We start from the raw sequence: 13,010 nt of genomic DNA on the forward strand, positions 1-13,010 counted from the left end.
GGACTGATCCGGTGCCTGCGGTTCTTCGGAACAAGCCTCGGATGTCACGGTTGCGGTGGGTACAGGATGACACCCGCCCTGACGACGGGGTGTGTCAGGGCTCCTGGGCCGTTGCGGGCGCCGGGTTCTCCTCCTCCCACAGCGGGTGGTGGTGACGCGCCCAGTCCCGTGGAACCTGTCCGGTGCGCAGCCCACGACGGGACTGCGCGTCGCGGACGGCCATCCGTATGTGGCCGAGGACCAGAGCCGCGATGAGCAGGGCCAGCCAGTCGTGGACGAAGGTCGCTCCGGTACGCCACACGATGGGCGCAAGACGAGGGAACCACAACAGCAGCCCCGTGCCGATCATGACGAGCAAGGCCCCGGCCAGGACGTTCGCGTACAGCTTCTGCCCGGCGTTGAACTTACCGGCCGTACGGGGCCGCCCGTGAAAGGCGGCACGCACCCAGCCGCGGTCGTGCGGGCCGAACCGGTTCAGGCGGCTCAGATCGGCACGAAACGCGCGGGAGACCAGGCCCGCCAGAAGCGGGACGGGCATGGCGATGCCCGCCCACTCGTGCACGGTCACCAACAGCCGGCGCCGCCCGACGAGTTCGGCCAGCACCGGCAGGTAGAGGAAGGCGGCGGTGACGAGGGCGGTTCCTACCAGAGCGGCTGTGCCCCGGTGTATCCAGCGTTCGGCGGCGGTGAAGCGCTGGATCAAGTCCGGCTGTTCAGCTGGTCGGGTCATCATCGCGTCCGTTCGACTTGCCGACCCAGCCGTCCACCTCGTAGCCGCGACGCTCCCAGTAGCCCGGCTGGACGCGGTCGGTGACGGTGATGCCGGACAGCCACTTGGCCGACTTGTAGAAGTACATCGGGGCGGCGTACAGGCGTACCGGGCCGCCATGGGCAGCGCTCAGCGGCTCGTCTCGCATCTTGTAGGACACCAGCATGTCGTGGCGTCGCGCCTGCTCCAGGGTGAGGCTTTCGGTGTAGATCCCGTCGAAGCAGGTGAAGCTCACCGCGGCGGCGTTGGACTGCACTCCGGCGAGGTCGAGGAGATGAGACAGCTGTACGCCGGTGAAGGCGGTCTGGGGAACGCGCCAGCCGGTGACGCACTGCACGTCCCGCACCAGGCGGGTGCTCGGCAGGGCGGTCAGTTCGTCCATTCTGTACGAGGCGGGGTGGTCCACCAGACCGTCCACGGTCAGCCGGTAGTCGTCGGCGGAGAGGTGCGGGACCTTGTCGGCGACGGAGTAGAAGCGGAAGCCGCCGCCACCGGGCAGCAGTGAGACAAGGCCGGTGGGGTCCTTGCTGGCTATCCCGGCGAGTGTGTCGTCAAGCCTGCGTTGCGCGGGTGCGCCCACAGCCACTCCCAGGGCGCCGAGCCCCAGCGCACCGAGGATGATCCGTCGTCCGACGGGCCTGTCCTCGCCGTACCCTCGGCCGGAGCCGTCAGCACTGTTCGCACTCACCGTCGGTCTGCCCGCAGCTTCCTGATACCACCGACGAGGAGCGTCACACCCACGACGGCCACGACCAGACCGATACCCAGCCACTGCGATTCGCCGGACATCACTTCACTGTTGTCGACAACGCCAGAGCCCTGCAGCGACCACACCACACCTATGAAGAGCAAAAATGCCCCGACGACTGGCCGTACCCACTTCTTCATCTGCTGCTCCCTGGATTCTGCATGCGTCACCTGCGACGCGTCATGTCGAACGGGACCAGTCTCCCTGCGCACTGCTCTCCGGCAGTCATCCGCAGGAACGGAATGGGGCTACCACCGCTGCGGTGGACATCACTGCCGCGTACCACAGCCGCGGTACACGGCAGTGGGCGCGCCATTGCGAGCACCGGTCCGCGGGTGGAGGCAAATGCGGTGACGACGCCGACGGTGATCCGTACCGGCGCTCAAGTCACTCGTTCACGACCTGATGGCTCGCGCCGAGGCCCTGCGCTCGGCTGCCCCGACCACCAGCCCAGCCCTGCGACAGCAGCCCACACGGACGGCTGCCAGACCGCCGCCGAGCAAGAGATCGGATAACGCCGACGTCCTGGCCCGAGGAAGGAATCGGGATTGGGGTGGCTTTGCGCGTGGTGCCCGTAGAGGGTGAGAAGACGTGGTTGTTCCTGCGCCGAGCAGTTACTCGCATCCCGCTCGCCGAGCTGCATGCGGCCAGCAAGCTCGACTGGACTCGCGCATACATGTGCCCTGTCAATTACGTAGGGCCGCCGACGTGTAGGCCCCATACGTGTGAGGGCCCGGAACCGTACGGTTCCGGGCCCTCCACGTGGTAGTAGCGGGGACAGGATTTGAACCTGCGACCTCTGGGTTATGAGCCCAGCGAGCTACCGAGCTGCTCCACCCCGCGTCGGTAGGAACCACCCTACGCCATCGCAGCAGGCACTGAAGACCATGTGACTGCCGGGCGGCCGCCGGCCGCGGTGACGACGCCGACGATGCCCTCGCCACAGCGATGAACGAACTCGATGCGGCTCACGAAGCCGAGGCTCCGGCCGGTTCGGGTTCGACGCCGCCGAACTCGACCTGCACCAGGCGGAGTCCACACTCGGCCGGGCCGCCGACGCCCGCACCCACGCCGAAGCCTCGCTCAACCAATGCTCCACCGGCCGTCCACCGAGCTGTCGAAGGTGGGCGGTGCAGGCGGGAAACTGCAACATCCATTGGAACCTACTTCTCGCCCGCGGAGCCGACGGTATCGGCGTGCCGGGCCTCCATCGCGGCGATCACCCGCTGCCGAGCCACCCGCCGGGCCAGCTTGAGCTTTCCGTCGGCCAGCAGGAGGGGCGCGTACCAGAGCCAGCCCCACACGCTGTACGAGACGGTCCCGCTCAATACCAGCGCCTTGTTGGTGGCAAGGACGAGCACGAACGTGGCCGCGTAGGCGGCCGCCCGATGACGGACCATGAGCCGCAGCGGGGCCTGCCACGGACCGGCCAGCAGCTCCAGCGCGGCCGTCACCTCGGCGGCCCGCAGGTCCTCGGGATGTGCGGGTGCCTGCCCTCCCCGCTCCAGCGCTTCTGCCACATCAGTGCTGTGGGATGCCAGAGCCGCCCGCTCGGCCCGCACGGTGGCCGTCCTCTCCCGTATGTCCTGCCAGTAGCCCCGCCCGGCCCGGCCGAGCGCGTCCTCCACCCGCGCCGCCTCGGGCGAACCCGCCGGAGCCAGGACGGCGATCCGTTCCTTGAGCACGACAGCTCGACCGCTACGCCCCGGGTACGTCCAACTGTCGGCCCGCAGGCACAACTCCAGGTAGGAGACGAGCAGTCCGAGGTCGTCGGGCCACTGTGCGAGCCCGGCCTCGTAGGCCTTCTCCGCCTCGGAGTCGTGGTCGTCCTCATCCTCCGCCGCGTGTGCCAGGCCGAGCCATCGGTAGAGCACCGGATCGGGCCCAAGCTCCTCCAGGCCGGCTTCGGACAGCTTCCGGACCTGCGCGAACCCGTCCACAGCGAAGAACTCCTCGCAGCGGTCCGCGTATTCGTCGTGCGTCATGCTTCCCACCCCAGTCGATCAGTACGGCCACTCTCAGCCACACAAATCCACTGGTCAAGGCATTGTCGGCGGCTGTCAGGAGTTCGTTGACCGCAGCCGCTTCAGCGTCAGAACCAGTGCTCTCAGTTCGTCCACCAGCACATGCGCATGCCGCCCTCCGGCAACATCAAGGACTGCGTTGTCAGTGGGCGTGCGTAGGGTCACCGACAAGATCACCGGCTGGTGGAGGCCGGGGCTGTTCGGAGTGATCGCGGGGATGTGCCGGTGAGTTGGTGGACCAGGAAGCCGGAGTCACCGCCCTCGCGGCACACCGGCGGATCGTTCCCGGCATAGCGGCGTCGAGTGGTCGACCGGCTTCAGGCCTCACCGCGACACCGTGGTGCCTCTACGCCGTGGTTCCGATCGGCTCCTCGTCGGAATCGAGGATCGAAATCTCCAACTTGCGCAGCAGCCGCGCGAGTTGGCGGCGTTCGGACGGCGACAGCCCGCCGAGCATGAGGCGTTCGTTGTCGAGATGCTCCGCGAACGCGGTGTCCACCGTCGCGAGGCCCTTGTCGGTGAGGCGCGAGTAGACGACCCTGCGGTCGTCGGCGTCCCGCTCGCGGACGATGAGGCCGTCCTTCTCCAGACGGTCGATCCGCAGTGTCACGCCCGCCGAGGACACCAGTCCGGAGTCGGCGAGCTGTCCGGCCGTCAGCCGGTACGGATCCCCGGACCGGCGCAGCGCGGTCAGCACGTCGAAGCCCGCCACGGACAGACCGTGGCGCTCGATCGATGTGGTGAGTTTGGTGCTGTACCGCAGGAAGGAGCGGTGGAGGCGTGCGAGGATTTCCAGCGGGCTGGTGTCCAACTCCGGCCGTTCGCGCGCCCACTCCTCGATCACCTTCGCGACCGCGTCCCGGTCCGACGGCTTCGATGCAGCCATGCCCATCCCCTCGTACAGCGTCCGCCCAGCTTCTCACGGTGCTGAGAATCTTACCGCTGAAGCGATCGGTGGGCGGGGCCACCCGGCAGGGGTCACCTGCGAGTACGCCGCCTCAGTGCCTGGATCACTACGACGGCGAGCAGTACGGCTGCGGCAGGCGCGGCAGTCTTCCGCAGGAGCACGGGCAGCACCGCCGCTCCGAGGTCCACGGCCTCCGGCTCGCGCGAGAGCGGGCTGTCGGCCGTGCCCGGCGTGTTCTGCCCGGTGTCCCGCAGCAGCTCTTCGAGGCGGGTGGCGAACTGCTGGACGATGCGGTCGCCGACCTCGGTCATGATGCCGCGGCCGAACTGCGCGGGACGGCCGGTGATGTCGAGGTCCGTGCGTACGCGCACACGGGTGCCGGCCGGGTCGGCGGTCAGCGTTGCGGTGACCGTGGCTGACGCGGTGCCCGCGCCTCGGGTCTCGCTGCCGCTGAGGTCCAGGTGCATCGAGCGGGCGGATTCGTCGCGGGTGACGGTGCCCTCGCCGCGGTAGCTCATCTGTACCGCACCGACCTTCACCTTGACGTGTCCGGTGAAGGAGTCACCGTCGAGGGTGTCCAGCACGGCGCCGGGCATGCAGGGTGCGACCCGGCCGAGGTCGAGGAAGAGCTTCCAGGCGTCGTCGGGGTCCGCCGGGACGGTGAAGGAGTGCTCGAGTTGCATGGTGGTCCAATCGTGGGATCGGCCGGCCTGGAGGACCGGACTCGAAGGTGGGCCGCAGTCAGGTGCGGGGCGGACTCAGGTGCGGGCGGCCGTGCGGATCAGTTCACGCACTCGGCTCGGCGAGAGCGGTCCTCGGCGGACGATCACGCCGAAGGGGCGCAGCGCGTCCTCGACGGCGCCGGCCAGTACCGCCTGCGGGGCGATCGCTCCGCCTTCGCCGAGGCCTTTGACTCCGAGGTCGTTCATGGGGCTCGGGGTGTGGATCTCGTCCATGTCGAGGTCGGGCATCTCCGAGGACGTGGGCACCAGGTAGTCCATGTACGTGCCGGTGCGGGGCTGGCCGTCGGGGCCGTAGACCATCTCCTCGTACAGGGCACCGCCGATTCCCTGCGCGATGCCGCCGGTGACCTGTCCTTCCGCGATCATCGGGTTGACGATGTTGCCCGCGTCGTGGACGACGACGTAGTGCAGGATCTCGACCTCGCCGGTGTGTTCGTCGACCTCGACGACCGCCGCATGCGCTCCGCTGGCAACGGCGAACCCCGGTGGACGAAAGTGCACGGTCTCGCTGATCTCGGTGCCGTGCCGGCCGTCGGTGGGTTCGGGAGTGCCGGGCAGCGGGGCCCTTGCGGCCAGCTCCGCCAGGCCGATGGAGGGGCCGCCCGGCTCCTTGCCCGCCACGACGCCGTCGCTCAGGTCGAGGCCGCCGTCGGTGACGCCCAGGCGGCGGGCCGCGGCATCGATGATCTTCTCGCGCACCAGTCGGCCGGCGCGGTGGGTGGCGTTGCCCGCGTTGACCAGGGCGCGGCTGGCGATGGTGCCCACACCGAACGGGGTGGCGTCGGTGTCGCCGCCGACCACGTCGATGATTTCGAGCGGCACGCCGATGGCGTCGGCGGCGATCTGAGCCATGGACGTGCGGTGCCCCTGCCCCTGGGAGGGGGTGCCGATGGCGAGCCGCACCCTGCCGCCGGGAGTGATGTCGATCCGCGCTGTCTCGAACGGTCCGAGGCCGGTGGCCTCGATGTACATGGCGAATCCGATGCCGAGGTGTTTGCCGTCACGGGCCCCTTCGCGCTGCTGTGCGCGTCTTTGTGGGACATCCGCCTTGGCCACGGCGCGGCGCAGGAGTTCGGGGAAGTTTCCGGAGTCGTAGGACTGCGGGCTGCCCGAGCGGTCGGCCAGTCCGGTCGCGTACGGCATCTCCTGGGGCCCCACCAGATTGCGGGCCCTGAGCTCCTCCGGCGCGATGCCCAGTTCTGCGGCCAGCCGGTCCATCGCACGTTCCATGGCGAACACCGTCTCCGGGCGGCCCGCTCCCCGGTAGGGCGTGGCGAAGGCGGTGTTGGTGAGCACGCCGACGACGTCGATGTCCACGTTGGGGATGCGGTAGGGGCCGAGCAGATGGCAGAGGGAGTTGTACGGCACGACGAGGCCGGTCATGTTGTAGGCGCCGAAGTTGACGGTGATCCGGTCGCGCACGGCGACGATGCGTCCTTCGGCGTCCGCGGCGAGTTCGATGCGGTGGATCTGCTCACGGGCGTGCGAGGCGGCGGTGAGGTTCTCGTTGCGGTCCTCGCGCCACAGTACGGGGCGGCCGATGCGGCGGGCTGCGTGCGGGACGAGGAGTTCCTCGACGTAGAGGATGCCCTTCTGCCCGAAGCCGCCGCCGACGTCGGCCGCGATGACATGGACCGCCGCGGACTCCAGACCGAGGGTGTGGGCGATGGCGTCCCGCAGTCGGTGTGGGGTCTGGGTTCCCGACCAGATGGTCAGCCGGCCGCTGTACGGCTCGACCTGGGCCGAGATCGCGCGGGTCTCGATCGGGGAGGCGACGTAGCGGTGGGACTCGAACTGCTCGCTCACCACGGCGTGAGCGCCCGCGAAGGCCGCGTCCGGGTCGCCGACCCGGGTGGCGACGGCGACTGCGGTGTTGTCCGGCAGTTCTTGATGCAGCAGGGGGGCGTCCGCCGCCAGGGAGAGTCGGGGGTCGACGAGTACGGGCAGCGGGGCGTAGCGCACGTCGACGAGTTCCAGGGCGTCCTCGGCGAGGTAGCGGTTCTCGGCGAAGACGACGGCGACGGGCTGGCCCACGTAGAGGACCTTGTCGTGGGCGAGCAGCGGCATGGGGGTCATGCGGACCAGCGGGTCGAGGAGTGCGGCGAGCCCCGGCGGGGTGCGCAGTTCCTCCTGGTTCAGCATCGCGGGCAGGTCGGCCACGTCGTCGCCCGTCCACACGGCGACGACGCCGGGTGCGGTCAGGGCTGCGGTCACGTCGACGGACTCGATCCGGGCGTGCGCGTGCGGGCTGCGCAAGAAGGCGGCCTCGACGGCGCCGGGCAGGGCGATGTCGTCGACGTAGCGGCCGTTGCCGCGGAGCAGTCGGTCGTCCTCGACGCGGGGGACGGAACGGCCTATCCAGCTGCCGTCGCCTTGGTCTTGCCGGTGTTGCCGGTGCGGGTCGGAACGGTGAGGCATGCGGGTCATTCCCCGAATCGCTCGTCGAGTGCCTGGCACACGGCACGGCGGATGTTGCGGTAGCCGGTGCACCGGCACAGATGCCCGCTGAGCGCGTCGGCGACCTGCTCCTTGCCGGGGCGGCCGGGCTGTTCGGTCAGTGCGGTCGCCGTCATCACGAACCCGGGCGTGCAGAAGCCGCACTGCATGCCGTGGCACTCGTGGAAGGCCTGCTGTACCGGGGTGAGGGGGGCGTCGTCGGGGGCGAGGCCTTCGACGGTGCGGATCTCGGTGTCTTGGCACTGCACGGCCAGGGTCAGACAGGTGCGTACGGGTTCGTCGTCCACGAGGACGGTGCAGGCCCCGCAGACTCCGTGCTCGCAGCCGACGTGGGTGCCGGTGAGGCCGAGCCGGTCGCGCAGGAAGTCGCTGAGCAGCAGCCGGGACTCGACCTGGGCGGATACCGGCCGCCCGTTGACGGTGAGGCTGATCCGGTGCCAGGCGGAGGGCTCGGCGAGCGGCGGCGTGCGGGCGGCGAGCGGGGTGGGTGGGGACGGGGTCATGAGCAGCGCTCCCATGCGGTGGTGCAGGCGCGGACGAGGAGATGGGCGGCGCCCTCGCGCCGGTACTCGGCGGTGGCGTGGATGTCGTCGGAAGGGGTGAGGCGGGCCAGCGCGACGGCGGCCGCGGCGGCGAGGGCCTGCTGTCCGGCGTCGCTGCCCACCAGTTCGTCCTCGGCGGCGGGCAGGCGTACGGGGACGGGGGCCGCGCCGCTGAAGACCGCGCGGGCGGTGCGGACGGTGCCCGCCGTGGCGTCCCGTTCCAGCACGACGGCCACGCCGACGGTGGCGAAGTCGCCGTGTCTGCGGGTCAGTTCCTCGAAGGCCCAGCCGTGGTCCGCCGGGAGCGGGGGGAACACGACCTCGGTGAGGAGCTCGTCGGCTTCGACGGCGGTGGAGAAGGTGGCGACGAAGAAGTCGTGCGCGGTGACCGTGCGGGTGCCGCGTGGCCCGGTGATCACGAATCGGGCGTCCAGGGCCAGTGCCGCGGCGGGCAGCTCGGCGGCCGGGTCGTGGTGGGCGAGGCTGCCGCAGACGGTGCCGCGGTTGCGGATCTGCGGGTGTCCGATGTGCTCGATCGCGGTGGCCAGCAGCGGCCACCCGTTCCGTACGGCGGTGTCGGCGGCGGCGCGGGCCTGCCGTACCGCGGCTCCGATGTGGAGGCTGCCCGACTCATCCACGTGGAGGCGGCCGAGCTCGGGGATGCGGGTGATGTCCACGAGCAGCCCGGGCCTGGCCAGGCGCATGTTCAACATGGGGATCAGGGACTGACCGCCCGCCACGACCTTGGCCTCCCGCTCCTCGTCGGTGAGGAGGGCGAGGGCCTCGCCGACGGTGCTGGGGGCGGTGTAGTCGAAGGGTGAGGGCTTCAACCTGCTGCCACCGGTCCTCTCTGGTCGTCATCGCGCCGTGGCATTCGACACGGAGAGATCTATCTAGTACCTGAAATGATTTACACTAAAGTTTCTGCTTGGCAAGAGGTTCCGTGAGATTTCACAGTCCGAGGTGAGCGACGTGCGACAGGTCATCGACCAGGCGGCCGCCTGGCAGAACGCCGGAATCCGCTTCGCGATGGCGACCGTCGTACGGACCTGGGGCTCGTCGCCGCACGGGCCGGGCGCCTCGATGCTCGTGTCCGAGGACGGCCGCATCGTCGGCAGCGTCTCCGGCGGCTGCGTCGAAGCCGCGGTCTGCGCGATCGCGGAGGAGGTGCTCGCGGGCGGCCCCGCGACCGTCGAATGCTGGGGAGTCGGTGACGAGGACGCCTTCGCGGTGGGCCTGACCTGTGGCGGCACGATCGAGGTGCTGATCCGTGAGGTGGGTCCCGAGGTGCCGCTACGACGGATCGCCGCCGATCTGGCGGCCGGTGTCCCGGTGGCTCTGGTCACCCCCGCCGACGGCGGCGGCGCACTGGCCGTCGGCGGCGGGAGGACGACCGGTTCGCTGGGTGACCCGGGCGCGGACCGGGCGGCGGCGCTGGCAGCGGAAGGGATGCTGGGCCGCGCCGCGAACGGGTTTGTGACCAGTGGAAACGCGACCGGCGACGGCAAGGGCTGCGCGCCGCAGTGCCGACTGCTGGTGCAGTCCTTCGCCCCCCGGCCGCAGCTGCTGATCTTCGGCGCGGCCGAGTTCGCCCGCCCCCTGGCGGGCATCGGCGCCGCGCTCGGGCATCGGGTGACGGTCTGCGACGCCCGGCCCGCCTTCGCGGCGGCCGAGCGCTTCCCTGATGCCGACGAGGTCGTCACCGACCGCCCGGACCGCTGGTTCCGCACCCACCAGGACGCGGTCGACGCGTCGACCGCGGTGTGTGTGCTGACCCATGAACCCCGCTTCGACGTGCCGGTGCTGGGGCTCGCCCTGCGCAGCCGCGCCGGTTACGTGGGAGCCATGGGCAGTCGCCGCACGCACGAGGACCGGCTCGTACGACTGCGTGCGGCCGGCACGACCGAGGCGGAACTCGACCGGCTGCGCTCGCCGGTCGGGCTCGATCTCGGCGGGCGGGGACCCGAGGAGACCGCGGTGTCGATCATGGCCGAGATCATCGCGGTGCGGCGTGGCGGCAGTGGGCTTCCGCTCACCCTCCGGACCGGACCCGTGCACACGTTGTGACAGTTTTTGAACGACTGTTTTTATGAACACTCGTTTAAACTGAGCCCTGTGGACCCGAAGAACAGGGGCCGCCGACGAGCGGCCGGCAGCCCCGCCGCAGCGACCGAGCAGGAACCCGCGCAGCGCCGACCCGGCTCCCACGACCCGGAGGGCAATCGCCGTGCGGTCCTCGACGCCGCCCGGCGGCTCTTCGGCGCGCACGGCTACAAGGGCGTCGGGGTCCGTGCCATCGCGGCCGAGGCCGGGGTGACACCCGGCCTGCTGATGGCGTACTTCGGTACCAAGGACGGCCTGTTCCGCGAGGCGGTCGGGGCCGGGACGGGCGTCAGCCACGACATGCTCGCCGCCCACGACACGGGCGATCTGCCGGCCGCCCTCTCCCGCGCCTACCTCGACCGGTGGGACCGGCTGCCGGCCGACGATCCCTGGCCCGCCCTGATCCGCTCGGCCGTCAGTCACCCACCGAGCGCCGAACTGCTGCGCACGATCCTGGAGCGGCAGGTCGGCGAACCTCTCGCCCGGCTGCTCGGCGACTCGGCCGAGGCGGAGGTGCGCGCCGCCGTGGTCCGCAGCGTTCTGTTCGGCGTGATCATGGAGCGCTATGTCTTCGCCCATGAACCGGCGGCTTCCGTCCCGACCGGCGCATTCGCTCCCGCGCTGGCGGACGTGCTCACCACTGCTTTCGGTTCCGCCCTCGGCGCCGCTCCCGCGCGGCCACCGGCCGCGGCGGCCGCCGGCGCGGACGCCTCCGCGCGCCCGGAGAGCCGGCACCCGACGCCCCCTGGCGGGGACGACTCCCCGTCGTCCCTGTTCGCCAGGCTGAGCGAGTGCGCCCTGCGCCATCAGGAGATCGTCACCAGGACCGTCCGCGAGTACGGCATCACCCTGCCCGCGTACGACGTGCTCGCGGCACTGCGGGAGGCGGGTGAGCCCTACCGCCGGACGATGGGCGAAGTGGCGGCGGCCGGCACGGTCCGCGCCGGCGGTCTCACCCAGCAGGCGGACCGTCTGGAGGCGGCGGGCCTGATCCGGCGTGAGCGTGACGCCGACGACCGCCGGATCGTCCGGCTGTGCCTCACCCCGCAGGGGGTCGAGCTCGCCGGCCGGGTCGCCGCCGCACGGTCGGCCCAGGAACGTGAGCTGCTCGCCGGGCTGGGAGCGGGAGACCGGCGCCGGCTCTCCGGGCTGCTCGGCGCCCTGGGGGAGACACTCGGCGCCGGTGCGGCCGAGCAGTGATCACTGCTCGGCCGCCGGCTCCTTGCCGGGACTGCCGGCCCGTCAGGAGTTGAGTTCCTCCAGCGTCTTGCCCCTGGTCTCGACGGCGAACCAGGCGATCACGACGCCCACCGCGGCCACCCCGGCCAGCTGTGCGAAGACGAGGGCCAGACTGCCGCCCGCGGCGATGACCGCGCCGACGGTCACCGGACCGAGGATGACGCCGAACCGGTTCCACAGGCCACCGAACGCCGCGCCCTTGGCCCGGTTGACCGTGGGGTACAGCTCGGGCGAGTACAGGTAGAGCCCCGCGTTGACCGCGTACAGGAAGAAGGTCGTACAGGAGGCGAACACCGCGACCTGGCTGCCCGAGGTCGCGCCGGCCAGAGCGAGCACGCCCAGCGAGAGCACGGTGCCCACCAGCGCGCCGATCAGCGCGGGCCGGCGGCCGATGCGGTCGATCAGCAGGGCCACGACGAGCGTACCGAGCAGGCCGGTGATGTTGCTGAGCAGTGTGTAGACGAGTGCGGTCGTCAGATCCAGGCCGAACTGCTTCGTGTACAGCGACGGCAGCCAGGTGGAGATGCCGTGGTTGACGTAGTACGCAACGAACCACAGACCCGACAGGACCGCCGTGCGCCGCAGATAGCGCCCCCGGAACAGGTCGCTCAGGCGGCCGGAAGACGTCTCGTCGGGCAGGTCCGTCGCGGGGACGGGCAGTTCCTCGGCGGTGTCGCGGACGACCTCCGCCTCGATGCGGGCGATGGTCTCCTGCGCCTCCTGTGTCCGTCCACGCGCCAGCAGCCAGCGCGGGGACTCGGCGACGTGCCGGGGCAGCAGGGCGGCGATCAGCACCGGGAGCACGCCGACGAGGAACATCGCCCGCCAGCCGAAGTGAGGCACCACCCACACAGCGATCAGGGTGGCCGCCGCGAGTCCGGCCGGGAAGACCAGCTCGTACAGCAGGACGAAACGGCCCCGCTTGTCGGAGCGTGCTATCTCGTTGATGTAGGTCGCCGCGACGGGGACGACACCGCCGATACCGAGGCCCTGCACGAACCGGAAGAGCGAGAAGGTCTCGATGCTGCCCGAGAAGGCGACGGCGAGGCTGGCCAGACCGGTGACGGCGACGCCCAGGGCGACGGTGCGCACCCGGCCGATCCGGTCACCCATCCAGCCGGCGACCAGGGCCCCGAGCAGCATGCCGATGGAGGCGGAGGTCACCGCGAAGGTGGCCTGCCCGGTGCTCAGATGCCATTCCTTCGTCAGAACGGGCAGCGCGGAGGCGGCCAGCAGCTGGTCGAACGCCTCGAAGAAGGTGACGGCGCCGATCAGGAACCGGACCTTGACATGCCAGCGTGAATGCGGCAGTCGTTCAAGTCGCGCGGCTATGGAGCCGAGGGCTGGCTTAGCGGCCACAGTCGTCATGGAGGGGGTCCTTCCGCGGACAGAGGAGTTGCGGAGACGGTAAGTTCCCATACCTAAGCGGTCAATGGTTAAGAGCTTAGGAATCTCGGATCCGACAACTCGACCACCAC

12 protein-coding genes and 1 tRNA gene are annotated in these 13,010 nt (G+C 70.5%); 2 read left to right on the top strand and 11 right to left on the bottom strand.

Annotation, left to right across the window (positions count from 1 at the left end; translation table 11 throughout):
* Positions 1-94 precede the first annotated feature (94 nt).
* From ABZV42_RS32410 to ABZV42_RS32455, 10 genes are all read right to left on the bottom strand, one after another.
* Positions 95-730, bottom strand: a complete 636-nt coding sequence (locus ABZV42_RS32410) for a cytochrome b/b6 domain-containing protein (protein WP_356054936.1) — start codon at positions 728-730, stop codon at positions 95-97.
* Complete coding sequence (locus ABZV42_RS32415; RefSeq protein ID WP_356054939.1) at positions 714-1,457, bottom strand: molybdopterin-dependent oxidoreductase; 744 nt, start codon at positions 1,455-1,457, stop codon at positions 714-716. The genes ABZV42_RS32410 and ABZV42_RS32415 overlap by 17 nt, the downstream gene beginning before the upstream one ends.
* Complete coding sequence (locus ABZV42_RS32420) at positions 1,454-1,657, bottom strand: hypothetical protein (protein WP_356054941.1); 204 nt, start codon at positions 1,655-1,657, stop codon at positions 1,454-1,456. The genes ABZV42_RS32415 and ABZV42_RS32420 overlap by 4 nt, the downstream gene beginning before the upstream one ends.
* A 629-nt stretch (positions 1,658-2,286) precedes the next feature.
* Positions 2,287-2,360 (bottom strand) — tRNA-Met (locus ABZV42_RS32425).
* A 320-nt stretch (positions 2,361-2,680) separates the two neighbouring features.
* Complete coding sequence (locus ABZV42_RS32430) at positions 2,681-3,502, bottom strand: hypothetical protein (RefSeq protein WP_356054943.1); 822 nt, start codon at positions 3,500-3,502, stop codon at positions 2,681-2,683.
* 385 nt (positions 3,503-3,887) lie between these two features.
* The gene (locus ABZV42_RS32435) at positions 3,888-4,427 is read right to left on the bottom strand and encodes a MarR family transcriptional regulator (RefSeq protein WP_355989616.1); all 540 of its coding nucleotides are present in this window, start codon (positions 4,425-4,427) and stop codon (positions 3,888-3,890) included.
* Between the two features lie 92 nt (positions 4,428-4,519).
* Positions 4,520-5,131 (bottom strand): SRPBCC family protein, encoded by a 612-nt coding sequence (locus ABZV42_RS32440; RefSeq protein ID WP_356054945.1) that lies wholly within the window; start codon positions 5,129-5,131, stop codon positions 4,520-4,522.
* 75 nt (positions 5,132-5,206) lie between these two features.
* A complete protein-coding gene (locus ABZV42_RS32445) occupies positions 5,207-7,609 on the bottom strand; it encodes a xanthine dehydrogenase family protein molybdopterin-binding subunit (RefSeq protein ID WP_356054947.1) in 2,403 nt (800 codons plus the stop codon).
* 5 nt (positions 7,610-7,614) lie between these two features.
* Positions 7,615-8,151 (bottom strand): (2Fe-2S)-binding protein, encoded by a 537-nt coding sequence (locus tag ABZV42_RS32450; protein ID WP_356054949.1) that lies wholly within the window; start codon positions 8,149-8,151, stop codon positions 7,615-7,617.
* Positions 8,148-9,020, bottom strand: a complete 873-nt coding sequence (locus tag ABZV42_RS32455; RefSeq protein WP_356054951.1) for an FAD binding domain-containing protein — start codon at positions 9,018-9,020, stop codon at positions 8,148-8,150. The genes ABZV42_RS32450 and ABZV42_RS32455 overlap by 4 nt, the downstream gene beginning before the upstream one ends.
* A 142-nt stretch (positions 9,021-9,162) precedes the next feature.
* Between ABZV42_RS32455 and ABZV42_RS32460 the strand changes: the two genes are divergently transcribed.
* Together ABZV42_RS32460 and ABZV42_RS32465 are read left to right on the top strand one after the other, a co-directional pair.
* A complete protein-coding gene (locus tag ABZV42_RS32460) occupies positions 9,163-10,257 on the top strand; it encodes an XdhC/CoxI family protein (protein ID WP_356055014.1) in 1,095 nt (364 codons plus the stop codon).
* 48 nt (positions 10,258-10,305) lie between these two features.
* The gene (locus tag ABZV42_RS32465; RefSeq protein ID WP_356054953.1) at positions 10,306-11,493 is read left to right on the top strand and encodes a TetR family transcriptional regulator; all 1,188 of its coding nucleotides are present in this window, start codon (positions 10,306-10,308) and stop codon (positions 11,491-11,493) included.
* 42 nt (positions 11,494-11,535) lie between these two features.
* Here the strand turns inward: ABZV42_RS32465 and ABZV42_RS32470 are convergent, their stop codons facing one another.
* Positions 11,536-12,900, bottom strand: coding sequence for an MFS transporter (locus ABZV42_RS32470; RefSeq protein ID WP_356054955.1), 1,365 nt, complete (start codon positions 12,898-12,900; stop codon positions 11,536-11,538).
* Between the last annotated feature and the right edge of the window lie 110 nt (positions 12,901-13,010).

It is taken from the genome of Streptomyces sp. NPDC005281 (assembly GCF_040607495.1).
Classification (GTDB): domain Bacteria; phylum Actinomycetota; class Actinomycetes; order Streptomycetales; family Streptomycetaceae; genus Streptomyces.

Bases quoted from the DNA above. Each gene is read 5' to 3' on its own strand.
- ABZV42_RS32410 (WP_356054936.1), bottom strand. From the start codon at position 730: ATGACCCGACCAGCTGAACAGCCGGACTTGATCCAGCGCTTCACCGCC.
- ABZV42_RS32420 (WP_356054941.1), bottom strand. From the start codon at position 1,657: ATGAAGAAGTGGGTACGGCCAGTCGTCGGGGCATTTTTGCTCTTCATA.
- ABZV42_RS32430 (WP_356054943.1), bottom strand. From the start codon at position 3,502: ATGACGCACGACGAATACGCGGACCGCTGCGAGGAGTTCTTCGCTGTG.
- ABZV42_RS32435 (WP_355989616.1), bottom strand. From the start codon at position 4,427: ATGGCTGCATCGAAGCCGTCGGACCGGGACGCGGTCGCGAAGGTGATC.
- ABZV42_RS32440 (WP_356054945.1), bottom strand. From the start codon at position 5,131: ATGCAACTCGAGCACTCCTTCACCGTCCCGGCGGACCCCGACGACGCC.
- ABZV42_RS32445 (WP_356054947.1), bottom strand. From the start codon at position 7,609: ATGCCTCACCGTTCCGACCCGCACCGGCAACACCGGCAAGACCAAGGC.
- ABZV42_RS32450 (WP_356054949.1), bottom strand. From the start codon at position 8,151: ATGACCCCGTCCCCACCCACCCCGCTCGCCGCCCGCACGCCGCCGCTC.
- ABZV42_RS32470 (WP_356054955.1), bottom strand. From the start codon at position 12,900: ATGACGACTGTGGCCGCTAAGCCAGCCCTCGGCTCCATAGCCGCGCGA.